The 25,252-nt window shown below is 73.3% G+C and carries 23 protein-coding genes; 7 read left to right on the top strand and 16 right to left on the bottom strand.

All coding sequences use genetic code 11. The features are described from left to right. Nucleotides 1-324, bottom strand: a complete 324-nt coding sequence (locus NX801_RS24840; protein WP_258790147.1) for a hypothetical protein — start codon at nucleotides 322-324, stop codon at nucleotides 1-3. Nucleotides 325-430: 106 nt separating this feature from the next. Here NX801_RS24840 and NX801_RS24835 point away from each other — a divergent pair, with 106 nt between their 5' ends. Together NX801_RS24835 and NX801_RS24830 are read left to right on the top strand one after the other, a co-directional pair. Next, nucleotides 431-1,243 (top strand): SCO4651 family lipoprotein, encoded by an 813-nt coding sequence (locus NX801_RS24835; protein WP_258790127.1) that lies wholly within the window; start codon nucleotides 431-433, stop codon nucleotides 1,241-1,243. Between the two features lie 274 nt (nucleotides 1,244-1,517). Continuing rightward, nucleotides 1,518-1,688 (top strand): hypothetical protein, encoded by a 171-nt coding sequence (locus tag NX801_RS24830; protein WP_258790126.1) that lies wholly within the window; start codon nucleotides 1,518-1,520, stop codon nucleotides 1,686-1,688. A gap of 233 nt (nucleotides 1,689-1,921) precedes the next feature. Here the strand turns inward: NX801_RS24830 and NX801_RS24825 are convergent, their stop codons facing one another. Beyond that, the gene (locus NX801_RS24825; RefSeq protein ID WP_258790146.1) at nucleotides 1,922-2,347 is read right to left on the bottom strand and encodes a metal-sensitive transcriptional regulator; all 426 of its coding nucleotides are present in this window, start codon (nucleotides 2,345-2,347) and stop codon (nucleotides 1,922-1,924) included. 194 nt (nucleotides 2,348-2,541) lie between these two features. Between NX801_RS24825 and NX801_RS24820 the strand changes: the two genes are divergently transcribed. Both NX801_RS24820 and NX801_RS24815 read left to right on the top strand, forming a co-directional pair. Continuing rightward, nucleotides 2,542-3,162, top strand: a complete 621-nt coding sequence (locus NX801_RS24820; protein ID WP_258790125.1) for a DUF47 domain-containing protein — start codon at nucleotides 2,542-2,544, stop codon at nucleotides 3,160-3,162. 6 nt (nucleotides 3,163-3,168) lie between these two features. Next, on the top strand, nucleotides 3,169-4,167 hold the full coding sequence (locus NX801_RS24815) for an inorganic phosphate transporter (RefSeq protein WP_258790124.1): 999 nt from the start codon (nucleotides 3,169-3,171) through the stop codon (nucleotides 4,165-4,167). Between the two features lie 661 nt (nucleotides 4,168-4,828). Here NX801_RS24815 and pstB read toward each other — a convergent pair. The 8 genes from pstB to mshD all read right to left on the bottom strand — a co-directional run bounded on the left by pstB (nucleotide 4,829) and on the right by mshD (nucleotide 14,881). After that, nucleotides 4,829-5,605, bottom strand: a complete 777-nt coding sequence (gene pstB, locus NX801_RS24810; RefSeq protein WP_258790123.1) for a phosphate ABC transporter ATP-binding protein PstB — start codon at nucleotides 5,603-5,605, stop codon at nucleotides 4,829-4,831. 22 nt (nucleotides 5,606-5,627) lie between these two features. Then, nucleotides 5,628-6,707, bottom strand: coding sequence for a phosphate ABC transporter permease PstA (pstA, locus tag NX801_RS24805; protein WP_258790122.1), 1,080 nt, complete (start codon nucleotides 6,705-6,707; stop codon nucleotides 5,628-5,630). After that, complete coding sequence (gene pstC / locus NX801_RS24800) at nucleotides 6,704-7,690, bottom strand: phosphate ABC transporter permease subunit PstC (RefSeq protein WP_258790121.1); 987 nt, start codon at nucleotides 7,688-7,690, stop codon at nucleotides 6,704-6,706. The genes pstA and pstC overlap by 4 nt, the downstream gene beginning before the upstream one ends. 324 nt (nucleotides 7,691-8,014) lie before the next feature. Further along, a complete protein-coding gene (gene pstS, locus NX801_RS24795; RefSeq protein WP_258790120.1) occupies nucleotides 8,015-9,148 on the bottom strand; it encodes a phosphate ABC transporter substrate-binding protein PstS in 1,134 nt (377 codons plus the stop codon). 242 nt (nucleotides 9,149-9,390) lie between these two features. Continuing rightward, on the bottom strand, nucleotides 9,391-9,876 hold the full coding sequence (locus NX801_RS24790; protein ID WP_258790119.1) for an NUDIX hydrolase: 486 nt from the start codon (nucleotides 9,874-9,876) through the stop codon (nucleotides 9,391-9,393). Continuing rightward, nucleotides 9,873-10,784 carry a CHAD domain-containing protein gene (locus NX801_RS24785; RefSeq protein WP_258790145.1) on the bottom strand — a complete coding sequence of 304 codons (912 nt, stop codon included), beginning with the start codon at nucleotides 10,782-10,784 and terminating at the stop codon, nucleotides 9,873-9,875. Before NX801_RS24785 ends, NX801_RS24790 begins: the two co-directional genes overlap by 4 nt. A 421-nt stretch (nucleotides 10,785-11,205) precedes the next feature. Beyond that, nucleotides 11,206-13,467, bottom strand: coding sequence for an RNA degradosome polyphosphate kinase (locus NX801_RS24780; RefSeq protein WP_258790118.1), 2,262 nt, complete (start codon nucleotides 13,465-13,467; stop codon nucleotides 11,206-11,208). A 469-nt stretch (nucleotides 13,468-13,936) separates the two neighbouring features. Further along, the gene (mshD, locus tag NX801_RS24775) at nucleotides 13,937-14,881 is read right to left on the bottom strand and encodes a mycothiol synthase (RefSeq protein WP_258790117.1); all 945 of its coding nucleotides are present in this window, start codon (nucleotides 14,879-14,881) and stop codon (nucleotides 13,937-13,939) included. 724 nt (nucleotides 14,882-15,605) lie between these two features. Between mshD and NX801_RS24770 the strand changes: the two genes are divergently transcribed. The 3 genes from NX801_RS24770 (at nucleotide 15,606) to NX801_RS24760 (ending at nucleotide 18,665) form a co-directional block, all read left to right on the top strand. Further along, on the top strand, nucleotides 15,606-17,435 hold the full coding sequence (locus NX801_RS24770) for a bifunctional metallophosphatase/5'-nucleotidase (protein WP_258790116.1): 1,830 nt from the start codon (nucleotides 15,606-15,608) through the stop codon (nucleotides 17,433-17,435). Between the two features lie 225 nt (nucleotides 17,436-17,660). Further along, the gene (locus tag NX801_RS24765; RefSeq protein WP_258790115.1) at nucleotides 17,661-18,107 is read left to right on the top strand and encodes a helix-turn-helix domain-containing protein; all 447 of its coding nucleotides are present in this window, start codon (nucleotides 17,661-17,663) and stop codon (nucleotides 18,105-18,107) included. 15 nt (nucleotides 18,108-18,122) lie between these two features. Then, entirely contained in the window at nucleotides 18,123-18,665 is a 543-nt protein-coding gene (locus tag NX801_RS24760; RefSeq protein WP_258790114.1) for a PIN domain-containing protein, read from the top strand. A 138-nt stretch (nucleotides 18,666-18,803) separates the two neighbouring features. Here the strand turns inward: NX801_RS24760 and NX801_RS24755 are convergent, their stop codons facing one another. The 6 genes from NX801_RS24755 to NX801_RS24730 all read right to left on the bottom strand — a co-directional run bounded on the left by NX801_RS24755 (nucleotide 18,804) and on the right by NX801_RS24730 (nucleotide 25,055). Continuing rightward, the gene (locus NX801_RS24755) at nucleotides 18,804-20,210 is read right to left on the bottom strand and encodes a sensor histidine kinase (protein ID WP_258790144.1); all 1,407 of its coding nucleotides are present in this window, start codon (nucleotides 20,208-20,210) and stop codon (nucleotides 18,804-18,806) included. Nucleotides 20,211-20,320: 110 nt separating this feature from the next. After that, nucleotides 20,321-21,046, bottom strand: coding sequence for a response regulator transcription factor (locus tag NX801_RS24750; protein WP_258790113.1), 726 nt, complete (start codon nucleotides 21,044-21,046; stop codon nucleotides 20,321-20,323). Between the two features lie 361 nt (nucleotides 21,047-21,407). Continuing rightward, nucleotides 21,408-22,598: a S1C family serine protease gene (locus tag NX801_RS24745; protein ID WP_258790112.1), complete on the bottom strand. Its 1,191-nt coding sequence runs from the start codon at nucleotides 22,596-22,598 to the stop codon at nucleotides 21,408-21,410. A gap of 361 nt (nucleotides 22,599-22,959) precedes the next feature. Continuing rightward, nucleotides 22,960-23,988, bottom strand: a complete 1,029-nt coding sequence (locus NX801_RS24740; RefSeq protein WP_258790111.1) for a LacI family DNA-binding transcriptional regulator — start codon at nucleotides 23,986-23,988, stop codon at nucleotides 22,960-22,962. Between the two features lie 24 nt (nucleotides 23,989-24,012). Next, complete coding sequence (locus NX801_RS24735; RefSeq protein WP_258790110.1) at nucleotides 24,013-24,927, bottom strand: winged helix-turn-helix domain-containing protein; 915 nt, start codon at nucleotides 24,925-24,927, stop codon at nucleotides 24,013-24,015. Continuing rightward, entirely contained in the window at nucleotides 24,927-25,055 is a 129-nt protein-coding gene (locus NX801_RS24730; protein ID WP_258790109.1) for a hypothetical protein, read from the bottom strand. Before NX801_RS24730 ends, NX801_RS24735 begins: the two co-directional genes overlap by 1 nt. Nucleotides 25,056-25,252: the final 197 nt, after the last annotated feature.

The raw sequence follows: 25,252 nt of genomic DNA, 5'->3' as shown, positions 1-25,252 counted from the left end.
TCAGCCCCGGCCGGGGGCGCCGGACCCGGCCGGCCGGGACGGCTCGGGCCCGGCCGGATGGGCCTCGGCGTCGGCGCGCGCCCGGTCGCGGGAGCGGCGGGCCGGTCCGGTCCAGCCGCAGGCGCAGCGGGCGAGGCAGAAGGAGCCGCGCTCGGTGGTGGTGACGCGGTGTCCGCCGGCGGAGCCGGCGGCCGGGAGAGAGCCGGTGCCCGGGGCGGAGCGGGTGTCGTGGCTCGCGGGGGCGGGGGCGGGGGCGGGGGCGGTGTCGGGGTCCGGGACGGGGCGGGCGTGCGGGACGGCCGGGGCCGGATCATGCGAAGGCACGGCGCCACGGTACCGGGCCGCGCGTGACGGGGAGGGCGGGTCGTCGTTATCCGGGGCGGGTACGGCCTCGGTCAGTCGGCGGCTACGCGTTGGGGGTTGGCAGGCGATGGTGGTGCAGCGGCACGGGCGCGGCAGTGGGGCGGTCGTGGCCGCCGTGGTGGTCGGCGCGGTGCTCACCGGATGTTCCGGACCGGCCGGCGCCGCCCCGGGCACCGACCCCGGCGAGGTGGTCCGCCGGGCGCCCGAGGCACTGAAGCGGGCCGGCTCGGCGAAGGCCCGTACGTCCCTGGAGACGGCGACCGGCGGCACCCGGGTGACCATCCGGGGCGAGGGCGGGTACGACTTCCGCCGCTGGCTCGGCCGGCTCAAGGTGGTGCTGCCCAAGGGTGCCACCGGTACCGACGAGCACCGGCCGATCACCGAGCTGCTCACCCCCGGCGCGCTCTACATGAAGAACCGGGGCGCCGGAGTGCCGGCCGACAAATGGGTGCGGGTGGACACCACCGCGCTGACCGACGGCAACCTGGTCACCGGCGGCGCCACCGATCCGGCCGCCGCCGCCGAACTGCTGCGCGGCGCCCGGGAGGTCACCTACGTGGGCGCGGAGGAGCTGGCGGGCGTGCCGGTCTGGCACTACCGGGGCGTCACCGACCTGGGCCGGGCGGCCGGCGCCGCGTCGCCGCAGCTGCGCGGGGCGTTCGCGGCGGCGGCGAAAGGGTTCGCCAGGGACACGGTGCCCTTCGACGCCTATCTGGACGGCGACGGCCGGCTGCGGAAGGTCCGGCACCGCTTCGACTTCGTCAACGAGGGGCGCGCGGTGGCGGTCGCCTCGACGACCCTGCTGTACGAGTTCGGCGCGCCGGTCGAGGTGACGCTGCCGCCCGGCCGGGACATCTTCGCCGGCAAGATCCAGGGCTGAGCCGCTACGGGGCAAGGGGGCGGCGCCGCTACGGGGTACGGGGGCGATGAGTGGCCGGATCCGGGTCCGGGGTGGCGCGGTGAGTGGCCGGAATCCGCCCCTGCCGACGGCGGCCACCGGGCCGGGGCGGGGCCGGACATGGCGCCCGAGGGCCATGTCCCGGTCCGGAAGAATGGTCCGGACGTGCCATGCGCCCGGCCGGGCGCACTGCCTACGCTGGAGGGCGCGAATGGCCCGGCACTGGCAGAAAAGCGGCAGGAAGAGGTGAACGCGCGTGGCTCCCCCCACTTCGGCCCTGGTCCAGGACACCGTGCAGCTCGCCGAGATAGAACTGTGCGGCGAGCTGATGATCGCGGCCTCCGCCGCGGACGGTGAGCGGCTGAGCGCCGACCGCATCGACGAGGTGCTGAAGGTGATCCGGGAGCGACCGCCCCGCCGCTCCTGACCAGCCCGTACTCCGGTGCCCCGACCCCGGTGACCATGGGTCCGCGGGTCCCGGGCGGCTCACGGGCCGGGCCCCGTCCGATGTCCGGACGGGGCGGGAACGGAGACCCGGACGGATGCCGGGGCGACTGTCGGGACGGATGCCGGAACAGGGCCGGAACGTACGGTTCTCCGGCCCCGATCCCTTGCTCCTCCGGCCTCTGGCTCCTCCGGACTCCGCCGGGCTCCGGCGGCTCAGGTGCGGAGCATCCGGGCGATGGCCCTGGTGGCCTCGTCGACCTTGGCGTCGATCTCGTCGCCGCCCCGCAGCGCCGCGTCCGCCACACAGTGCCGGAGGTGCTCCTCCAGCAATTGCAGGGCGAAGGACTGCAGCGCCTTGGTGGAGGCGGAGACCTGGGTGAGTATGTCGATGCAGTAGACGTCCTCCTCCACCATCCGCTGCAGCCCGCGGATCTGTCCCTCGATCCGGCGCAGCCGCTTCAGGTGCTCACCCTTCTGCTGGTGATAGCCGTGCACCGGGTGCCCCAGGTGCCCGGACTCCGTGCCGGGGGTGCCGTGCGCGCCGGCGGTGCCGGGGGCGGTGGGCTCGCCGGCCGTGCCGTCCTGCCGGCCGTCGGTGGGTTCCGTGACCGGAAGGCCGGCCGCCTCGGTGGTCGTCATCGCGTCCTCCCGCTGTCCGGATGGGGTGGATATACCCCTCATGGGTATAGGTTACCGGCCGCTCGGGCCGAGTCCTGGGGGCCGGTTCTGCTCACCGTGCCCGATGGGCGACACTGAAGACCGCCGGTTAGCCGTGGCCGGATGATGCGCCTAGCATCACCCTGACCGAAACCCATGCACCCCGAGGACCCCACGTGCGCTTTCGTCTGACCCCCAGGGAGACGAGCTTCTACGACATGTTCTCCGCGTCCGCGGACAACATCGTCACGGGCTCCAAGCTCCTGATGGAACTGCTCGGCGCGGAGTCCTCCGCCCGGGCCGAGATCGCGGAGCGGATGCGGGCGGCGGAGCACGCGGGCGACGACGCGACCCACGCCATCTTCCACCAGCTGAACTCCTCCTTCATCACGCCCTTCGACCGCGAGGACATCTACGCCCTCGCCTCGTCGCTGGACGACATCATGGACTTCATGGAGGAGGCGGTCGACCTGGTCGTCCTCTACAACGTCGAGGAACTGCCGAAGGGCGTCGAGCAGCAGATCGAGGTGCTGGCGCGGGCGGCGGAGCTGACCGCCGAGGCGATGCCGCATCTGCGCACGATGGAGAACCTCACCGAGTACTGGATCGAGGTCAACCGGCTGGAGAACCAGGCCGACCAGATCCACCGCAAGTTGCTGGCCCACCTCTTCAATGGCAAGTACGACGCCATCGAGGTGCTGAAGCTCAAGCAGATCGTGGATGTGCTGGAGGAGGCGGCCGACGCCTTCGAGCACGTGGCCAACACGGTGGAGACCATCGCGGTCAAGGAGTCCTGAGGCTTCGTGGACACCTTCGCCCTGATCGTGACCATCGGAGTCGCGCTCGGCTTCACCTATACCAACGGCTTCCACGACTCGGCCAACGCCATCGCCACCTCGGTCTCGACCCGTGCGCTCACCCCGCGCGCGGCGCTCGCGATGGCCGCCGTGATGAACCTCGCCGGTGCCTTCCTGGGCAGCGGGGTCGCCAAGACCGTCAGCGAGGGCCTGATCCAGACGCCCGAGGGCTCCCGGGGCATGGGCATCCTCTTCGCGGCGCTGGTCGGCGCGATCTTCTGGAACCTGATCACCTGGTACTTCGGTCTTCCGTCGTCCTCCTCGCACGCGCTCTTCGGCGGCATGGTCGGCGCCGCGCTGGCGGGCGGCACGACCGTCTACTGGTCGGGTGTGATCGACAAGATCGTCATTCCGATGTTCCTGTCGCCGGTGATCGGCCTGGTCGTCGGTTATCTGGTGATGTGCGTGATCCTGTGGATGTTCCGCAAGGCCAACCCGCACAAGGCGAAGCGCGGCTTCCGGATCGCCCAGACCGTCTCGGCGGCCGGCATGGCGCTCGGCCATGGCCTCCAGGACGCCCAGAAGACCATGGGCATCGTGGTGATGGCCCTGGTCATCGCCGATGTCAGCGACGCCGGTGACCCGATCCCGGTGTGGGTGAAGATCGCCTGTGCCGTGATGCTGTCGCTGGGTACGTACGCGGGCGGCTGGCGGATCATGCGTACGCTCGGCCGCAAGATCATCGAGCTGGACCCGCCGCAGGGGTTCGCGGCGGAGACGACCGGCGCGTCGATCATGTTCGGCTCGGCGTTCCTGTTCCACGCCCCGATCTCGACCACCCATGTCATCACCTCGGCGATCATGGGCGTCGGCGCGACCAAGCGGGTCAACGCGGTCCGCTGGGGTGTCGCCAAGAACATCATTCTCGGCTGGTTCATCACCATGCCCGCCGCCGCGGTGGTGGCCGCCCTGAGCTTCTTCGTGGTGCGGCTGCTCTTCGGCTGAGCCCGCCGGCACCCGGGCGTATCGGCTGTGTGAAGGGGCCCGCCTCCTGTGATCAGGGAGGCGGGCCCCTTCGGCGTGCGGTGGCACCGCCATGCAGCACCGCAGGCCACCCGACCGGGAGCGCCCGGCCGGGAACTCAAGGCCCCCCGGAGACCTGCTGGCCCCGCCCGGGACGCGACCCCCGTACGCCCCCGAGCCCACGCGGCCCGTACGCCACCGAGTCCTGGCCCGTCCCCCCACCCGGCCCGCCGGAAGGCTCCGCACGCCCCCGAGCTCCCGGCCCGTACGGATTTCCGGCCCCGGCCCCGTCCGCCCTGCCCCTGCCCCGCCGGGAGGCCCCCCGGCACCTGGCGCAGGTCGCGGCCCTCGGACTCGGTGGTCCCCGACCACCCACCCCGGCCCAGCGTGACCCGACCGGGCGGCACCCGGCCCCGGCCGCCCACGACGGGCGGTGCCTGGTCCCGGATGCCCACGATCCCACCCCCCACCGACAGCAACCCCCACGCCCTCTGGCCCAGGGTGCCCACGACGGGGGGTGCCTTACGCCCCCGGCCCGGGTGATGACGACGGGCGGTGCCCGCTCCCGGCCGCCCACGATCCCACCCCCCACCGGGCAGCAACCCCCACGCCCCCGGCCCGGGGTGACCACGACGGGGGGTGCCTACCCGAAGCGGCCCGAGATGTAGTCCTCCGTGGCCTGCACCGACGGGTTGGCGAAGATCCGCTCCGTCTCGTCGATCTCGATCAGCTTGCCCGGCTGACCCACCGCCGCCAGGTTGAAGAAGGCGGTGCGGTCCGAGACGCGGGCCGCCTGCTGCATGTTGTGGGTCACGATGACGATGGTGAACCGCTCCTTCAGCTCGCTGATCAGGTCCTCGATCGCCAGCGTGGAGATCGGGTCCAGCGCCGAGCAGGGCTCGTCCATCAGCAGCACGTCCGGCTCGACCGCGATGGCGCGGGCGATGCAGAGGCGCTGCTGCTGGCCGCCGGAGAGGCCGGAGCCCGGCTTGTTGAGGCGGTCCTTCACCTCGTTCCAGAGGTTGGCGCCGCGCAGCGACCGCTCCACGATCTCGGCCAGCTGGTTCTTGCGGTAGGAGCCGTTCAGCCGCAGGCCGGCCGCCACATTGTCGAAGATCGACATGGTGGGGAACGGGTTGGGCCGCTGGAAGACCATGCCGACCGTGCGGCGGACGGCGACCGGGTCGACGGAGGAGCCGTACAGGTTCTCGTCGTCCAGCATCACCTTCCCCTCCACCCGGCCGCCCGGGGTGACCTCGTGCATCCGGTTGAGGGTGCGCAGGAAGGTGGACTTGCCGCAGCCGGACGGCCCGATGAAGGCGGTCACGGAGCGGGGCTCGACGGTCATGGAGATGTCGTCGATCGCCTTGTGGGAGCCGTAGTAGGCGGAGAGCCCGCTGACATCGATGCGCTTGGCCATATCAATCACTGCTTCCAGGGCCTCAGCGGCCGGTCTTCGGGGCCTTCCAGCGGGCGATGCCGCGGGCCACCAGGTTGAGGATCATGACGAAGGCGATCAGTACGAGGGCGGCGGCCCAGGCGCGGTCGTAGGACGCCTCGCTGCCGACCCGGTACTGCTCCCAGATGTAGAAGGGGAGCGAGGACTGGGCGCCGTCGAAGGGGTTGCTGTTGATCAGCTGGCTGCCGAAGACCAGCAGCAGGATGGGCGCGGTCTCGCCGGCGATCCGGGCGACGGCCAGCATCACACCGGTGGTGATGCCGCCGATCGCGGTCGGGATGACCACCTTGAGGATCACCCGCCACTTCGGCACGCCGAGGGCGAGGGCCGCCTCGCGGAGCTCGTTGGGAACCAGCTTCAGCATTTCCTCGGTGGAGCGGACCACGACCGGGACCATCAGGATCGCCAGTGCCAGGGCGCCCATCAGACCGGACGGCTGGAGGCCCGCGATCAGCATGATCGACAGGATGAAGAGGCCGGCGACGATCGACGGGATGCCGGTCATCACGTCCACGAAGAAGGTGACCGCGCGGGCCAGCGCGCCCCTGCCGTACTCGACCAGGTAGACGGCGGTGAGCAGGCCGATGGGCGCGGAGACCAGGGTGGCGAGGCCGACCTGCTCCAGGGTGCCGATCAGCGCGTGGTAGACGCCGCCACCCGTCTCGAAGCCGGGGACACCGGCCATGGAGTGGGTGAGGAAGTAGCCGTCCAGCACCTTCACACCCCGACTGAGCGTCACCCAGATCAGTGAAAGCAGCGGGACCACGGCGAGCAGGAAGCAGACCCAGACCACGCTGGTGGCCAGCCGGTCCTTGGCCTGGCGCCGGTTCTCGACGGCCGAGGTCACGCCGTACGAGATGGCCAGGAAGAGCAGCGCGGCGATCAGGCCCCACTGGACCCGGCTCTCCAGCCCGGCGGCGAGGCCGATGCCGATGCCGAGCGCCACCGAGACGGCGGCGGTGGCGGCCGGGGCCCAGCGGGGGAGCCGGCGCTGGTTGAGGCCGGGGCGGCCGCCCGGGGCGGGCGGGGCCGGGCGGGTGGCCCGCAGGGTGTGGCTCGTCATGCGTTGGCCCCCGAGTACTCCTTGCGGCGCGCGATGATGAGCCGGGCGGCGCCGTTGACCAGCAGGGTGAGGACGAAGAGCACCAGGCCCGAGGCGATCAGGGCGTCCCGGCCCAGTTCATTGGCCTCGTCGAACTTGGCGGCGATGTTCTGGGCGAAGGTGCCGCCGCCCGGGTTCAGCAGATGCAGCGAGATGACGAAGCTGGGGGAGAGCACGGTGGCGACCGCCATCGTCTCGCCGAGCGCGCGGCCGAGGCCCAGCATCGAGGCGGAGATGACGCCGGAGCGGCCGAACGGCAGCACCGAGAGCCGGATGACCTCCCAGCGGGTGGCGCCGAGCGCCAGGGCCGCCTCCTCGTTCATCCGGGGCACCTGGCGGAACACCTCACGGCTGACGCTGGTCACGACCGGCAGGATCATGATCGCCAGCAGCACGCCCACCGTGAAGAGCGAGCGGGCCACCCCGACCTGGGTCTTCTCGAAGACGTAGGTCCAGCCGAGGAAGTCGTCCAGCCAGAGGTTGAGCCCCTCCAGATACGGGACGAGGAACAGCGCTCCCCAGATGCCGTAGATGATCGACGGCACGGCGGCGAGCAGGTCCACCACATAGGCGAGCGGCGCGGCCAGCCTGCGGGGCGCGTAGTGCGAGATGAAGAGCGCGATGCCGACGGCGACCGGGACGGCGATCACCATGGCGATGATCGAGCTGACCACCGTGCCGAAGAGCAGGACCGCGATGCCGAAGACGGGCGGGTCCCCGGCCGGGTTCCAGTCGAAGGTGGTGAGGAAGTTGCCCTCGTTGCGGGAGAGCGCCAGCGACGCCCGGTAGGTGAGGAAGACGGCGATCGACGCCATGATCACCAGGAGCAGGATGCCGGAGCCCCGGGACAGGCCGAGGAAGACCTTGTCGCCGGCGCGGCCGGTGGATCCGGGCCGCTTCCCGGTGACCGGCGGAGCCGGTGCGTTGTCAGTGGTGGTTGCCATGCTCTTTCCGGTCTGTGTGCGGGGAGTCTGTGGCGGGACTCCCCTGGCGGCGGTGCACCGGATGGAAGGGGTGGGCGGGGGAGGTACGAGTGGGCCGGGCGGGGCCGGAGGCGGCCGGACGGCCCGGGCCGGGCGGTGGCGCCGGCCCGGAGGGGTGCGCCGGGCCGGCGGGGAGGCCGTCGGTGGCCCGGCGCACCGCCGCGGGACGGCGGGCGGGCCGCCGGGCGGGCGGTCGGATCACCGGGCCGCCCGCCCGGTCCGGCCGGTCCACCCGGCCCGGGTCGGTCCGGCCGGACGGGCCGGACCGACCGTTTCGGCCGTCGGTCAGGAGAGGCCCTTGACCGTCTCGCGGACCTTGGCGTTGATCTCGGCCGGGATCGGCGCGTAACCGGCCTCGGAGAGCACCTTCTGGCCCTCCTCCGAGGAGGTGTAGGTGAGGAAGGACTTGACCGTCGGCAGGGTCTCGGCCTTGTTGCCGGAGTCGCAGACGACCTCGTACGTCACCAGGACGATCGGGTAGGCGCCCGCGGCCTTGGTGGCGTAGTCCAGGTCGAGCGCCAGGTCCTTGCCGGTGCCCTTGATCTTGGCGGCGGCGATGGCCTTGGAGGCGCTCTCCGGGCTGGCCGCCACCGGGGCGGCGGCGCCGGTGTTGATCGCCACGGTCGGGATCGACTGCGAGGAGGCGTAGGAGAGCTCGAAGTAGCCGATGGCGCCCTCGTTCTGCTTCACCTGGGCGGCGACACCGGAGGAGCCGGAGGCCGCCTGGCCGCCGGGGGCGGGCCACTTCTTCTCGGCCTCGTACGCCCAGTCGGCCTTGGCGGCCTTGCCGAGGTACTTGCCGAGGTTCTGGGTGGTGCCGGAGTCCTCGGAGCGGTGGAACGCCTGGATCGGCTTGTCGGGCAGCGTGGCCTTCGGGTTGAGCTTGGCGATCGCCGGGTCGTTCCAGTTCTTGATCTTGTCGTTGAAGATCTTGGCGATGGTGGGCGCGTCCAGGACGAGGTCCTTCACGCCGGGGAGGTTGTAGCCGATCGCGATCGGGCCGCCGACCATCGGCAGGTTGATGCCGCTGCCGGACTTGCAGACCTTCTTCGACTCGGCCACCTCGTCGGGCTTGAGCGCCGAGTCGGAGCCGGCGAAGCCGACCGTGCCCTGGTTGAAGGCGACGATGCCCTCACCGGAGGAGGACGCCTTGTAGTTGATCTCCACACCGGTGCAGGCGGCCATGTAGTTCTTGACCCAGAGGTCCATGGCGTTCTTCTGCGCGCTCGACCCCGAGGCCAGCAGCTGGCCCTTGGCGCCCTCGCAGCTGACGTTCGAGGCCGCGCCGGTCTTCTTGCCGTTGGCGGCGTCGGTGCCCGTGTTGTTGTCCGAACCACACGCCGTGAGGACCAGGGCTCCGGAGACGGCGAGGGCACCGAGCGCGGTGGCGCGAAGCCCGTTCTTGCGCTGAAGCTTCACTTTCGGGTGTTCCTTCCAGGAGCCGCCGGGCCCGTTCTGTTCTGCGGCGGCGTGCGTCGGGATGGTGGTGGTGCGGCGGCGTGCCGCTCCCCCTGATGAGGCCGAAATTAGGCAGAACAGGTGAAGCGGCCGACGGAGGAGGGTGAACGGCGAGTGAACCGTGCCGGAAGCCGCGGTGTGCACCTTTTTCGATTGTGTGTTCTCAGGATGAAGGCTGCGCGTCCTGACCCGGGGACGGCCCGTCAGCGCCCCGCCAGGGCGGCGAGCAGGGCGCTGACGAGCGGCGCGTCGTGCGGATACGTCAGCCGGCGGCGAGCCTCGGCGGGCGGCAGCCACTCCACCCGGTCCACTTCCGCGTTCGGCGCGAAGGCGCCGCCGGTCGCCTCGGCCGCCCAGTAGGCGACCTCCTTGGGTCTGCCCTTGGCCGGGTACGACACGGTGGGCAGCCGGGCGCCCGGCGCGCAGTGGTGGCCGGTCTCCTCCAGCACCTCCCGCACGGCGGCGGTCAGCCGGTCCTCGCCGTCCTTGAGCTTTCCCTTGGGCCAGGACCAGTCGTCGTACTTCGGCCGGTGGACCAGGCACACCTCGATCCCGCCGCCGGGCGCCCGGCGCCAGAGGGCACAGCCGGCGGCCCGCACCACGGCCGGGCCCGGGGCCGGGCGCGGGTTCGGGTTCGGGTTCGGGTTCGGGCCATGGTTCGGCCGGGTCGTCCCGCTCGGCCGGGTCATCCGGTCGTCACCACCGTGCGTTCCCAGGCGTGGCGGAAGGCGGTGCGGGCGGCGGCGACCTCGTGCCGCTGGTCCGCGTGGAGCACCCCCAGGGCGTACGCGGTCGCCGGCGCGATGCGCGGGGTACGCGCGGCCCCCGCCGCGGTGGCCGCCGCCTCGGCCGCGTCCCGGTGCCGGTCCAGGGCGCCGCCTGCCTCGTATCGCACCGGCCCGGCGCCGAGCAGTTCCTCGGCGTACCGGTGCAGCCGCAGCAGCAGCCGTACCTGGTGCCAGGGCGCGTCCTGCTGCTCGCCACCCACCGCCGGGGCCGTCGGCAGCGCGGCCACCGCGTCCAGCAGGCGTCGTTCGGCGAGCCGCGCCGGGTCGCCGAGCGCGGTGGCGGCGGAGGCGCTCGCGGCGGGGGAGAGCGGCGCCTCGGAGGCGAGCAGCGCCACCGTGTCGGCCAGCGCGTGGAACCGGGCGGAGCCCAGGGCCTGGAGCGCGGCCGAGTGCGCCCGGCTCCGGGCCTGGGTGAGCTTCCGGTCCAGCAGCGCCCCGGCCCGGGCGGCGCCCATCGCCAGCGCCTCGCCGCCGGACCGGGGCGGGGGCAGGGCCGGAGGCCGGCCGCCGGAGAGCCGGGCCAGTGCCTCGGCCAGCCGGACCAGCTGCGCGGTGCAGGCGTACTCCTGGCCCAGGGTGCCGGAGAGCCAGGTCAGCTCGGCCCGGAGCCGGTCGGCCCAGGCGGTGTCCAGCAGCGCCCGGAAGGTGGCGAGGGCGGCGCCGATCCGGCGGGCGGCGGCCCGCAGCGCCCGGGCGGCCTCCTCGGCTCCGGCGCCGTCCGGGCCGCTCACCGCGTGCAGCCGCAACCCGCGCAGGAAGTCCGCGGCGTGCGCGTGCAGATGGGGGGCGAGGACGTCCCCGCCGGTCAGCCGGTCGAGATCGGCGGCACCGCGTCTCTCGGCCCCGGCTGCGGAGCCCGGGGGCCGGATCCCGGCAGCCGGGTCCGGGGTCCGGGTGGTGCGGGCGGCGAGACCCGGAGGTCCGGCCCCGGGCCCGGCATCGGCACCGGCACGGAAGTCCGGGGCCCCGGTGCCGAGCGCCGGAGCGTCGGCCCCGGCACCGGGTCGGAAATCCGGGACCCCGGCGCCGAGACCCGGAGCGTCGGCCCCGAGGCCCTGAGCGTCGGCCCCGGCGCCGGCACGGGCACCCGGGGCCCCGGCACCGAAGTCAGAGGTCCCGGAGCCGAAGTCAGAGGTCCGGGCAGCGGCGGCGCCGGAGCCCGGGGCCCCGGCGGTGAGGTCGGCGGACCCGGCGCCGGCGCCCGTGCGGGCCGGGACGGCGGGGCGGCGGTCAGGGCTTGCCACGCTTGCGCCTCCGCGCCTCGATGAGCATCTCCTGGACGTGCCGCAGCGGCTGGCCGTCCGCGTCGGTGGCGTGCCGGGTCCAGTCGCCGTCCGGGCCCAGGTGCCAGGAGGAGGTGGTGTCGGCCATGCCGGTCTCCAGGAACTGGGTGAGGGAGGCCCGGTGCCCGGGGTCGGAGACCCGTACCAGCGCCTCGATCCGCCGGTCCAGATTGCGGTGCATCATGTCGGCGCTGCCGATCCACACCTCCGGCTCTCCGGCGTTCCCGAACGCGAAGATACGCGAATGCTCCAGGAACCGGCCGAGCACCGAGCGCACCCGGATGTTCTCCGAGAGCCCGGGCACCCCGGGCCGCAGGGCGCAGATGCCGCGCACCCAGATGTCCACCGGCACACCCGCCCGGGAAGCCCGGTAGCAGGCGTCCACGACGCCCTCGTCCACCATCGAGTTGACCTTGATCCGGACGAAGGCCGGGCGCCCGGCCCGGTGGTGGGTGATCTCCTTCTCGATCCGCTGGACCAGTCCGTCCCGCAGCGACTTCGGCGCGACCAGCAGCCGCCGGTAGGTCTCCCGGCGGGAGTAGCCGGAGAGCCGGTTGAACAGGTCGGAGAGGTCCGCGCCGACCTGCGGGTCGGTGGTGAGCAGGCCCAGATCCTCGTAGAGCCGGGCGGTCTTGGGATGGTAGTTGCCGGTACCGACATGGCTGTACCGGCGCAGGATCTCGCCCTCCTGGCGGACCACCAGCGACAGCTTGCAGTGGGTCTTCAGGCCGACCAGGCCGTAGACCACATGGCAGCCGGCCTCCTCCAGTTTGCGGGCCCATTTGATGTTGGCCTGCTCGTCGAACCGGGCCTTGATCTCGACCAGGACCAGCACCTGCTTGCCGGACTCGGCCGCGTCGATCAGGGCGTCGACTATGGGGGAGTCGCCCGAGGTGCGGTAGAGCGTCTGCTTGATCGCCAGCACGTCCGGGTCGGCCGCCGCCTGCTCCAGGAAGAGCTGGACGGAGGTGGAGAAGGAGTCGTACGGGTGGTGCAGCAGCACGTCCCGCTCGCGCAGCGCGGCGAAGACGTCGGGCGCCGACGCGGACTCCACCTCGGCGAGGTCCCGGTGGGTGCCGGCCACGAACTTGGGGTACTTCAGCTCCGGCCGGTCCTGCCCGGCGATCCCGAACAGCCCGGTGAGGTCGAGCGGGCCGGGCAGCGGATAGACCTCGGCGTCGGAGACCTTCAGCTCCCGGACCAGCAGGTCGAGCACGTACGGGTCGATCGACTCCTCGACCTCCAGCCGGACCGGCGGCCCGAAGCGGCGCCGCATCAGCTCCTTCTCCAGCGCCTTCAGCAGGTTCTCGGCGTCGTCCTCCTCGACCTCCAGGTCCTCGTTCCTGGTCACCCGGAACATGTGGTGGGCGAGCACCTCCATGCCGGGGAAGAGCTCCTCCAGATGCGCGGCGATCACGTCCTCGATCGGCACGAACCGGTGTGGGGACGCCTCCAGGAACCGGGAGAGCAGCGGCGGAACCTTCACACGCGCGAAGTGGCGGTGGCCGCTGACCGGGTTGCGGACGACCACGGCGAGGTTGAGGGAGAGGCCGGAGATGTACGGGAAGGGGTGTGCCGGGTCCACGGCGAGCGGGGTGAGCACCGGGAAGATCCGCTGCCGGAAGAGCGTGAAGAGCCGGGCCTGCTCCTTCTCGGTCAGCTCCGGCCAGCGGATGAGGTGGATGCCCTCGTCGGCCAGGGCGGGCGCCACGTCCTGCTGGCAGCAGGCGGCGTGCCGGGCCATGAGCTCGCGGGAGCGGGTCCAGATGAGGTCCAGCACCTCCCGGGGCTGGAGGCCCGAGGCGGACCGGGTGGCCACCCCGGTGGCGATCCGGCGCTTCAGCCCGGCCACCCGGACCATGAAGAACTCGTCCAGGTTGGAGGCGAAGATCGCCAGGAAGTTGGCGCGCTCCAGCAGCGGGGTCGCCGGATCCTCGGCCAGTTCCAGCACCCGCTCGTTGAACGCCAGCCAGCTGCGCTCCCGGTCCAGGAACCGCCCCTCCGGCAGCTCGGCGCCGGTGCCGTCGTCCTCGTACGTGTCGGGGCCGGCGTCCATGTCGGGCATGCCGGGCGCGAGCCCCGGGGCCCGGTCGGCCGCCACGGTGCGCGGCCGGTGCGCGGCGAGGGCCCCCCTGGAGGGAGCGGAGGGCGCCGACGGCGCGGACGGCTGGCTGTGCTGGACCGGAACCTCGGCGGGCTGCTGGCTCATAGGGCCATTGTTCCGCGCGAGCGGCTGGTCAAGCGCGGCGGAGCCGACGGCCGGGGGCGTGGGGCTCCGCTCCGGGGACGGCCCCGGGGGGTCCTCAGGGGCGGCTGCGGGCACGGCGGGCGTCATTCACCGAGCGTCGCAAGCGTGTCTGAACGTCCGGTGACGACCGTATGACGCCCCGGGTGCGGTCCCGTGCCCCGCGACGTCCGCGCCCGTCGTACGTTCGTACGATCAGCGCGCCGCTCCCGTACGGCTTCCGTACGCCTCCCGCGCCGCCCCCCCCGTGCCAGTCCGCCGCGTCCCAGGCGGCCTCCGCGCCGGTCCCGTACGGCTGCCGGGACGGTTCTGTGCCTGGTCGCGCCGCGTCCCGTGCCGCTCCGGTGCCGCCCCGCCCGGCCGCCCGGTTCCGGACGCTCCCGTGCCGCCCCGCCCGAGGCCGGGAGCGTCCGCGCGGCCCCGGGCGCCCCGGTCAGCTCTCCGAGCGGTACATCAGGTCCACCTCGTGGGTGGTGAAGCCCAGCCGCTCGTAGACCGTGACCGCCGCCGTGTTGTCGGCGTCCACATAGAGCATCGCGGTCGGCAGTCCCTGTCCGGCCAGGTGGCGGAGGCCGATGGCGGTGAGCGCCTTGCCGAGTCCGCCGCCCTGGGCGTCCGGGAGGACCCCGACGACATAGACCTCGCCCAGCTGCTCAGCGGTGTGGGTCTTGGTCCAGTGGAAGCCCATGATCCGCCCGTCCGCCTCCCGGACCGCGAGGAAGAACCCGGCCGGGTCGAACCAGGGCTCGGTCTTCCGCTCGTCCAGGTCCCGCTGGGTGAGGGCGCCCTGCTCGGGGTGGTGGGCGAAGGCGGCGGCGTTGGCGGCGAGCCATGCCTCGTCGTCCCGGCCGGGGACGAAGGTCCGCACGGTGATCCCGGGCGGCAGCGCCGGTTCCGGGGTGGCGGGGGCCGAGGGGCCGGTCAACGGGCGGCGCAGCTGGCGCAGTTCGCGGAAGAGGGTCAGCCCGAGGACCTGGGCCAGGTGCCGGGCGGCCGGCTTGCCGCCGTGCGCCCAGACCCGCAACCGCTTCCCGGAGGCGGCCAGCAGCGCGGAGCCGAGCGCCCGGCCGTGCCCCCGGCCCCGGTGCGAGGGGTGCACCACCAGCTCGGCGGCGGGCGGCTCCACCGGGTCGGTGTCCTCCAGCTGGGCGTAGCCGATGAGTTCGTCCCGGACCGTGAGCAGCAGATGGGACACGCCCGGTCGCCCGCCGTGCCGCAGTCGCAGCCGGCCCTGTTCGGAGACGGCCTGCATCCCGTCGGAGCGGGCCGCCTCGTCGAGCAGGGCGAGGACGTCACGGGCCTGCTCGGGGACGAGTTCTGCGAGGGTGTCGATGCGCCGGCCGGGCTCGACGCGGGAAACGGGGGCGTCAGTCGTCATACGTACGAGCCTACGGCGGCGCCCCGGCCGTTCCGGGGACCCGCCCCGCGCCGGCCGCCGGGCCTCCCGCGCCCGGCCGCCGGGCCGGGGTCCGGCCGGTGCGGCGGCCGCCCGGGAGGTCACGGGCCACCCCGAGTCCGGCCGCCCGGGAGATCGGAATCTGCCACGCCCGGCCGCCCGGGAGGTCACGAGACTCCCGCGCTCGGCCGCCCGGGGGAGGGACGGGCCGGTGCCGTCCGGCCACGCGGCCGGTGGCAGTCGCCCGGCCGCCGGGCCGGGGACCGGTCGGTGACGCCCGGACGCCCAGGGAGGCACGGGCCTGCGCCGCGCGGCCGCCGGGACGGGGGTCGATCGGTGACGGCCGGCCACCCGGGGAGGGTCGGGCCCGCGCCATCCCGTGGCCGCCCGAGGAGGAACGCCCGCGACGACCGGCCGACCCGGCGGGAACGGGCCGGGTGCCACCCTGTGGCCGCGGCTCGGGGGCCGCCGGCCGGCCGGGGACGGACTCGCGGTGCCCGATGGCAACCAGCTCGTAACCCGCTCACCCCTGTCGCGCTACGCGCGTTGACCTTAGGCTGCCCGGGACACCATCGCGCCGTGCCCGGACTCGCCTGACCGGGACGGCCGTTGGCCGTCGGACCGCAGGGGCGACACCGGGGCGGCACCGGGCGACGGCCGGACGAGGGCCGGGACGGTGCCGGGCGACGGGGACATGAGGGGACAGATGTCAGCGACAGCGAAGAAGAAGCAGGGGCGCGCGGCCAGGCGGGTGCTGGCGGCGGCCGCCGGACTGGCCACGGCCGGGGCCCTGGTGGCCGCCATGCCGCCGGGCGCCCAGAGCGCCGGCCACGGCCGCGGTGATCAGCACGGGCACGGCCGGCAGAGCCGTACCGTCGATGTGCAGCTGCTCTCCTTCAATGATCTGCACGGCAATCTGGAGCCGCCGGCCGGCTCCTCCGGGCAGGTCACCCGCACCCGGCCGGACGGCACCACCGAGAAGATCGACGCGGGCGGGGTCGAGTACCTGGCCACCCATCTGCGCACGGCCCGCAAGGGCCACCGCTACTCGGTGACCGCCGCCGCCGGTGACATGATCGGCGCCTCCCCGCTGATGTCCGGCCTCTTCCACGACGAGCCGACCGTCGAGGCGCTCAACAAGCTGAAGCTGGACGTCACCTCGGTGGGCAACCACGAGTTCGACGAGGGCGCCAGGGAACTGGCCCGGATGCAGAACGGCGGGTGTCACCCGACCGGCGGTTGTTACGAGAAGGGCAAGCGCTTCAAGGGCGCCGACTTCCCGTATCTGGCCGCCAATGTGACGAACGAGAAGACCGGCCGGCCGATCCTCGACCCGTACTACATCTGGGAGCGGGACGGCGTCCGGATCGGCTTCATCGGCGTGACCCTGGAGGGCACCCCGAACGTCGTCACGGCGGAGGGCGTCAAGGGCCTGAAGTTCGGCGACGAGGTCGAGACCATCGACAAGTACACCAAGATCCTGGAGCGCAAGGGCGTCAAGTCCATCGTCGCGCTGATCCACGAGGGCGGGTCGCCGGCCTCCCAGTCGTACGACTACGACTGCGACTCGCCGGGCGCCGGCGACGGGATCTCGGGCCCGATCACCGAGATCGCCAAGCGGCTGAACCCGCAGGTCGACGCGGTGGTCACCGGCCACACCCACCAGGCGTACGTCTGCACCGTCCCGGACCCGTCCGGCAAGCCGCGCATGGTCACCTCGGCCGCCTCCTACGGAAAGCTCTACACCGACACCACCCTCACCTACGACCGCCGGACCCGGGACATCGTCCGCACCTCGGTCGACTCCGCCAACCACGCGGTCACCCGGGACGTGCCCAGGGCCGCGGACATGACCTCCCTGATCAACCGGTGGAACGCGCTCGCCGCGCCGATCGCCGACCGGCCGCAGGGATACATCTCCGCCGACATCGGCGGGCGCGGCTCCGCCGCGTACGAGAAGCCGCTCGGCGATCTGATCGCGGACGCCCAGCTGGCCGGTCTCGCCCCGGCCGACAAGGGCGGCGCCCAGCTGGCCCTGATGAACCCCGGCGGCATCCGGGCCGACCTGGTCCACAAGGCGTCCGGCAGCGAGGGCGACGGCGTGGTCACCTACGGCGAGGCGTTCACCGTCCAGCCGTTCACCAATATGCTCAATGTCGTCGACCTCACCGGCGCGCAGCTCATCGAGGGCCTGAAGCAGCAGGTCAGCGGCGCCAACGAGAGCTCCCCCAAGATCCTTCAGGTCTCCCGGGGCCTCACCTACACCCTGGACATGACCAGGACCGGCGCCGCCCGGGTGGTGGACGGCTCGGTCAAGCTGAACGGCACCCCGCTCGACCCGGCCACGACCTACCGGGTCGCCATGAACGAGTTCCTGGCGGGCGGCGGCGACGGCTTCCCGGCGCTGGGCCAGGGCAAGAACAAGCTGGTCGGCCCCTCCGACCTGGACCTCCTCAACGCCTACCTGGCCGCCAACTCCTCCCCCACCGCCCCCCTCGCCCCGCCGGCCGCCGACCGCATCACGGTCGTCCAGTAGCGGTCGTCGGGCGACCCGCGACACCGGCCCGGCTCCCCATACCCTCCGTACGAGGGCCCGGGCCTCCCCGCTCACCCCGACGGGCGGCGCTCCCCTCCGGCGCGCCGCCCGTCGGGCGTTTCCGCCTCCGCCGCCCGTTCCCCGGCCCCGGCCGCCCGGCCGGAAGGAGGCTTGCGTTTCTTTCGAATTGCGTCAGTCTTGGAGGACACCACAGGGAGAGACAGCATGCACAGCACGGCCGAAGACACCACGTTGCTGCCCGAGCACCTCGCGGAGATCGCCGCCTTGCGCGCATTCATGGACCGTGCGCCGGCCGCGAGCGAACCCGCCGCACTGCGAGGCCCCGACGGCACCGTTCAGACCGTGCCCGCCGAGGTCTACGAAGCGCTGACGGCCGTCGTCCGGGCGCTGTCCGAAGGCAAGGCGGTCACCGTGGCGCCCACGCACACGACCCTGACCACCCAGGAGGCTGCCGACGTGCTGGGCGTCAGCCGGCCCACGTTCGTCAAGATCCTCGATCGGGGTGAGATCCCCTACTCCCGGCCCGGACGCCACCGCCGGGTGCTCCTCACCGACGTGCTGGCGTACCGGAGGCTACGTCGCAGCAGACGACGTAGCGGTCTGGACGAATTGGTGCAACTCACCGAAGAGTCCGGACTGTACGACAACTGATCACCCGGGAGCACTGTGCAGCGCGTCGTGCTGGACACCTGTGTCCTCTACCCCAACTATCTCGGGGACGCCCTGCTGCGGCTGGCCGAGGCGGAGACCTATGAGCCGCTCTGGTCGGCCGACATTCTGGAGGAACTGCGGCGCAACGTCGCCCTGAGGCCGGGTGAACAGAGGGCCGGGCGCCTCGTCGCGACCATGGCGGACGCCTTTCCCGACAGCTGTGTGACGGGGTACGACGATCTTGTGCCCGCCATGGGCAACGACGTGAAGGACCGGCATGTCCTGGCCGCGGCCGTACGCGGGGAGGCGCATGTCGTGGTGACGAGCAACCTCAAGGACTTCCCGGTGACCGCGACCGAGCCGTACGAGATCGAGGTGCTGTCTCCCGACGACTTCCTGCTGGATCTGCTGGACCTGACTCCCGCCCGGGTGCCGGCCGTGCTGCGGGAGCAGGTGGCGCGCTATCAGCGGGAGCCGCGCGATCTGCATGGTCTGCTCGGTCGGCTGGAGGCCGGCGGAGCACCGCTCTTCGCCGCGGAGATCCGCCGGCGGATCTGAGCCCTCCGCCGCCGCGTCGCGGTGGCCGGGGCCTCCGGGCCGGCCCCCCGCCGACTCCCTGACGGACGGCGCGCCGTACGGGTGCGCCGCCCTTCGGCGTTTCCGGGCCGGGGTCCCTTCGGCGTTCGGGGCCGGGGTTCAGGGGGCGGGGTGGGGCGGGGGCGGGGTGGGGGCGCCGGGGAGGTGGAGGGTGGCGAGGGTGCCGCCGTCGGGCGGGGCGGTCAGGGCGACGGTGCCGCCGGACCGCTGGACGGTGCGGGCGACGATGGAGAGGCCCAGGCCCGAGCCGGGGAGGCCGCGGGCCGAGGGGGAGCGCCAGAAGCGTTCGAAGACATGGGGCAGTTCCTCGGGCGGGATGCCCGGGCCGTGGTCCCGGACGGTCAGTTCGCCGCCGGTCAGGGCGACCTCGACGGACCCGGCCGGCGGGGAGAACTTGACCGCGTTGTCCAGGACGTTCACCAGCGCCCGTTCCAGCGCCGCCGGCTCCGCCCGTACGTACCAGGGCGTCCGGTCGGTGACGGTGAAGGTCAGCTCGGGGCCGCGCAGCCGGGCGCGCTCCAGGGCGGCGCCCAGAATGTCGTGGAGCGCCACCACCTCCAGCTTCCCCGAGGTGACCGCGTCCGGCCGGGAGAGCTCCTGGAGGTCGCCGATCAGCGAGGCCAGCTCGGTCATCTGGGCCTTCACGGAGGCCATCAGGGCCCGCCGGTCCTCGACCGGGATCGCCCGGCCGGTCTCCTCGCTGCGGGCCAGCAGCTCGATGTTGGTCCGCAGCGAGGTCAGCGGGGTGCGCAGCTCGTGCCCGGCGTCCGCGATCAGCTGGGACTGCCGGTCGCGCGAGGAGGCCAGGGCGGTGGCCATGGCGTTGAAGGACCGCGAGAGCCGGGCGATCTCGTCCTCGCCCTCCACCGGGATCCGGACCGTCAGGTCCTCGGTGCGGGCCACGTGCTCCACCGCGCCGGTCAGCCGGTCCACCGGCCGCAGCCCGGTCCTGGCCACCCACAGCCCGGCCGCGCCCGCGCCCACCACGCCGACGCCCGCCAGGACGGTCAGCAGCAGCGCCAGCCGGTTGAGGGCGGTGTCAATCTCGTCCAGCGGGCGGGAGAGCGAGACGGCCACCTCCACCGGTGGGCTGCCCGGCGGCGACACCGCCGTCCGGGTGGTGTGCACCCGGACCGACTGGCCGTTGTCGGTGACCGTGGTGTGCAGTGCCGCATCGCTGTGGCCACGTGCCACGGCGATGTCGTCCGTCCCGACCCGCACCGGCCGCGAGTCCGGCGCCACACAGCGGCTGCCGTCCGGGAGCACCACCTGGGTGTACGCGAACCCGGTCTCACCGCTGTCGGAGGACCGGCAGTCGCCCAGCGTCTGGCGCACCAGGTTGTCCGGCGGCGAGGAGTTCTGGAGCGAGGTGTCCAGCTCGCCCAGCAGCTGCGCCCGGGTCATCAGCCAGCAGGTCACCGAGACCGCGGCCACCGCCACGGCCACCGCCAGCGCGGTGAGCAGGGCCAGCCGGGAGCGCAGCGGCAGGGCACGCAGCCGGCGCAGCGGGGAGGGCCGGGGCGCGGGCGGCTGTTCCGGGGCCGGTCCGGAAGCCGGGGCCGGTCCGGACGCGGGGGCCGGTCCGGGCTGCTGGGCGGGGCGGGGTGGCGGGGAGGTCACTCGGCGCCTCCGCGCAGCACATAGCCGACGCCCCGCACGGTGTGCACCAGACGCGGCTCACCCGCCGCCTCGGTCTTGCGCCGCAGATACATCACGTACACGTCCAGGGAGTTGGAGCTGGGCTCGAAGTCGAAGCCCCAGACCGCCTTCAGGATCTGCTCCCGGGTGAGCACCTGGCGCGGATGGGTCAGGAACATCTCCAGCAGGGTGAATTCGGTGCGGGTGAGCTCCACCCGCCGCTCGCCCCGGGTGACCTCCCGGGTCACCGGGTCCATGCGCAGGTCCGCGAAGGCGAGCACCTCCGTCTCCGCCGGCTGCTCGCCGCCGCCCGGGGCGTACGCGCTGCGCCGGAGCAGCGCCCGGATCCGGGCGAACAACTCGTCCAGCTCGAACGGCTTGACCAGGTAGTCGTCCGCGCCCGCGTCCAGGCCGGTCACCCGGTCCCCGACGGTGTCCCGGGCGGTGAGCATCAGGATCGGCACGGTGGAGCCGGCCGCCCGGATGCGGCGGGCCGCGGTCAGGCCGTCCATCCGGGGCATCTGCACATCGAGGATGATCAGCTCGGGGGCGTACTCCTCGACCTTGGCCAGGGCGTCGAGACCGTCCACGGCGACCTCGGTCCCGTACCCCTCGAACACCAGGCTGCGCCGGAGCGCCTCGCGAACGGCGGGTTCGTCGTCCACGATCAGGATGCGTCCGCCGTCACCGGAAGTGGTCGTCATGGGCCTAGCCTCGCACGCGGGCCACCCGGCCCCGGGACCGGAGACGGGCCCGGGACCGGGGGCGGGCGGCGGGATCGGAGTCGGGGTCGCCCGGCGCGATCCGGGGACGATGTGGTCGGAGACCGGAGACCGGAGACCGGAGACCGGAGACCGGAGTCGGCCGGAGAGACCGGAGTCGGCCGGGGAGGGCCGGGGTCGGAGTCGAAGTCGGCCGGGCGGGCGTGGGCCGGGGCCGTCGGCCTCGGCCCCGGTGTCCGGCCCGCCCGGGCTCCCCGCGCCGTCCGGCGCCGGGCCGGTCCGGTGCGGCCGGGCCTCGCCCCTCGCCACCCTGCGGCCGGCGAGGGTGTCGGCCGGGGCGGGGTCAGACGCCGGAGTCGGAGCCCGAGCCGGAGCCGGATTCCGAGCCGGAGCCGGAGCGGAGGGCGTCGAGGTCCGCCTTGACCGTGTTGATCGGGATGGCGAAGCCGAGCCCCACACTGCCCGCGCTCGAACCGCCGCCGCCACCGGCCGCGCCGCCCGCCGAACTGGGGGAGTACATGGCGGAGTTGATGCCGATGATCTCACCGTTCATATTGATCAGCGCACCGCCGGAGTTGCCCGGATTGAGGGAGGCGTCGGTCTGGAGCGCCTTGTACGTCGTCTTCGACGAGCCGGTGTCGCCGTTGAACTCCTGGCCGCCGAACTCGAACGGCCACCCCTGGCGCGGGTCCCACTGCGGTCCGCCGCCGTCCTGGCCACCCCGGCCGTCCTGACCCTGGCCGTCCTGCCCGCCCTGGCCCTCCTCCTTGGCGACGGTGACGTCCCGGTCGAGCGCCGAGATGATGCCGCTGGTCACGGTGCCGGTCAGGCCCTCGGGGGAGCCGATGGCGACGACCTCCTCACCGACCTGGACCTTGCTGGAGTCGCCGAGCGCGGCCGGCTTCAGCCCGCTCGCGTTCACCGCCTTGACCAGGGCCAGGTCCTTGTCCGGGTCGGTGCCGACGACCTCGGCGGAGTACTTCTTGCCGTCGCTGAGCCGGACGGTGATCTCCGAGGCCCCGGCGATCACATGGTTGTTGGTGACGATCTCGCCGTCCTTGGTGACGACGACCCCGGAGCCGGTGGAGGCGCCCGCGGTGGACTTGGCGTTGATCTCCACGATGCTGGGCGAGACCGCCTGGGCGACACCGGCGACGGAGCCCTTGCTGGACTGCGCGACGCTGGTGCCGTTCACCGCGCTGCCGGTGGGCGCCGCGGCGTCCGACCGGTTGCCGAGGCCCTGGACCAGCGCGGCCGAGCCGCCGCCGACCAGCGCCGCCACCAGTGCGGCCGTGGCGACCAGCGCGGCCGGCCGCCCGGCCCGGCGCCGCCCGGCGGTGGGCCGGTACGCCGGGGGCGGCGGGTAGGCCGCCTCCCCGAAGGCGGCGTAGGAACGTGCCGGGTCGGTGTACGCGTGGGGCTGGTGGCCCGGGGAGGTGGCGGCCGGGTACCCCGAGTGCGGGGTTCCCTCGTACGCGCTTCCCTCGTTCTGCGTGGTTCCCTCGTCGCCGCCGCGGCGGTAGTCGTCCGTCATGGGTATGACTCTCGGGGCCGCAGATGAGAGGCGGCTGAGGACGGGCTGAGAAGTCCGGCAGAGTGCTGTATGCCCCATATAAGGGCGGGTGTTGGGGGTGTCGGTGTCGACACCGGCGCTGGTTCCCCGGTGCCGGTCGGCCCCGGCCCGGCTCGGTCTCGGCCCCAGTCGGCGGCAGCCCGCCGCAGTCCGGCTCCGCCCAGCCGGTCCGTACCACCCCGGCCGCAGTCCGGCCCCGCCCCGCCACGGTCGGAAACCCGCCCGGCCGCGGTCAGCCGTGATCAGCGGCAGCCTGCCGTGGTCTGCCGTGGTCTGCCGTGGTCAACGGCGGTCGGCCGGGCTCAGCGGCGGTCGGCCGTGGTCAGCCGCCGTGGCAGCCGCAGGAGCGGCGGACCACCAGGGCGGAGGGGAACTGCCGCACCCGCTCCCGGCGGGAGCCCGCCACCCGCAACCCGTCGTCCAGCACCAGATCGACGGCCGCCCGGGCCATCGCCGGGCGGTCCGAGGAGATCGTGGTCAGCGGCGGATCGGTCAGCGCCGCCTCCTTGACGTCGTCGAAGCCGGCCACCGCCAGCTCGCCCGGCACATCGATCCGCAGCTCCCGGGCGGCCCTCAGCACCCCGATGGCCTGGTCGTCGGTGGAGCAGAAGATGGCGGGCGGCCGGTCCGGGCCCGAGAGGACCTTCAGCGCCAGCTCATAGGCGTCGTACCGGTTGTACGGGGCCTGGTGGAGGCGGCCCTCCACCGAGAGGCCGGCCTCCAGCATGGCCCGGCGCCAGCCCTCCTCGTGGTCGGCCACCGGGTCGCCCACCGACGGGGTCGACTCGATGCCGCCGAAGCAGGCGACGTACGGATGGCCGTGCTCCAGCAGATGGCGGGTGGCGAGCTGGGCGCCGCCGATGTCGTCGGTGACCACCGCCACGTCGTCGATGGCCTCCGGCCGCTCGTGGAGCAGCACCACCCGGGCGTCCCACGCCTCGATCTCCTGGGCGGCGCGCTCGCTGGGACCCTGGCTCACCAGGATCAGCCCGGCCACCCGCATGCCCAGAAAGGCCCGCAGATAGTGGACCTCGCGCTCGTCGCGGTAGTCGGAGTTCCCGACCAGGACCATTTTTCCCCGGTCGGCGGCGGCCCGTTCCACCGCGTGGGCCATCTCCGCGAAGAACGGCTGCCGGGCGTCCGGGACGATCATGCCTATGAGGTCGGTGCGCCGCGAGGCCATCGCCTGGGCGACCCGGTCGGGCCGGTAGCCCAGCTGCTTGATCGCGGCGAGCACCCGCTCGCGCGTGGCCGGGGCGACCGGCCGGGGTCCATTGTTGATGACGTAGCTCACGACCGCGGTCGAGGTACCCGCCAGTCGTGCTACATCGTCCCGCGTCACCTTGGCCACGCGCGGCAGTCTACGCGGGGTGACCTACCTCTGGGCAGGTCGTGCGGCGGCTGCCTCCGGCCGCCCGGCCCGGTCCGCCGGCCCGGTCCGCTCGGTCGGCTCGGTGCGCTCCGGATTTTCCGCCCGTCCCGTCGGTCCTGTCCGTCCCGTCCGCCCCGACTGGCCTTCCTGGCCCGTCTGCCCGGGCCTCTCCGCCTGCCCCGGCTGTCCCGGTCGTCCCGTCTTCTCTGCCTGCCCCGCCTGCCCCGGCTGTCCGGCCTTTTCCGGCCGTTCCGGGGAGACGAACCGGTAGCCGACGTTCCGCACGGTGCCGATCAGCGACTCGTGCTCCGGCCCCAGTTTGGCGCGCAGCCGCCGTACATGGACGTCGACCGTCCGGGTACCGCCGAAGTAGTCGTATCCCCAGACCTCCTGGAGGAGCTGGGCCCGGGTGAAGACCCGGCCCGGGTGCTGGGCGAGGTACTTCAGCAGCTCGAACTCCTTGAAGGTCAGGTCCAGCACCCGGCCCTTCAGCTTGGCGCTGTACGTCGCCTCGTCCACCGACAGGTCGCCGTTGCGGATCTCCATCGGGGAGTCGTCGGCGGAGAGCTGTCGGCGGCCCAGGGCCAGCCGCAGCCGCGCCTCCACCTCGGCGGGGCCGGCCGTGTCCAGCAGGACGTCGTCGATGCCCCAGTCGGCGGTGACGGCGGCGAGTCCGCCCTCGGTGACCACCAGCAGCAGCGGACAGCCGGGTCCGGTGGAGCGGAGCAGCTGGCAGAGCGACCGCACCTGCGGCAGATCGCGGCGCCCGTCGACCAGGATCACATCGGCGCCCGGGGTGTCCACCAGGGCCGGCCCCTCGGCGGGGGCGACCCGCACGTTGTGCAGCAGGAGGCCGAGCGCGGGCAGCACCTCGGTGGAGGGCTGGAGGGCGTTGGTCAGCAGCAGCAGGGAGCTCATCACCGCTCACCCGCCCCGGCCGGGCCGGCATCGCTCGGACCGGTGTCGGTCGGGTCGATGCCGGGCGGACTGGTGTCGGTCGGACTGGTGTCGGTCGGACTTTCGTGGTGCACGGTTCGCTGGCCCATAACGTTGGTTCCTCCTCGGTCCCTGCGAGGACGTCGCGGCACTGCTTCGTACGTGGTGCCCCCGCGCCCGGGGCCCCGGTTCACCTGTCGGTAACGCTGTGAGTCATCGATTCATCTCTTCGTAACGCCTGGGTTCACCTGCCTGTAACAACGGCCGGAAAACGCAAAAGGACCCGGGGGCTGCGGTGCCCGGATCC

The organism is Streptomyces pyxinae, assembly GCF_024756275.1.
GTDB lineage: Bacteria > Actinomycetota > Actinomycetes > Streptomycetales > Streptomycetaceae > Streptomyces > Streptomyces pyxinae.
Note: the sequence above shows the minus strand (reverse complement) of the source record. Positions and strands in the feature narration are given on the sequence as shown.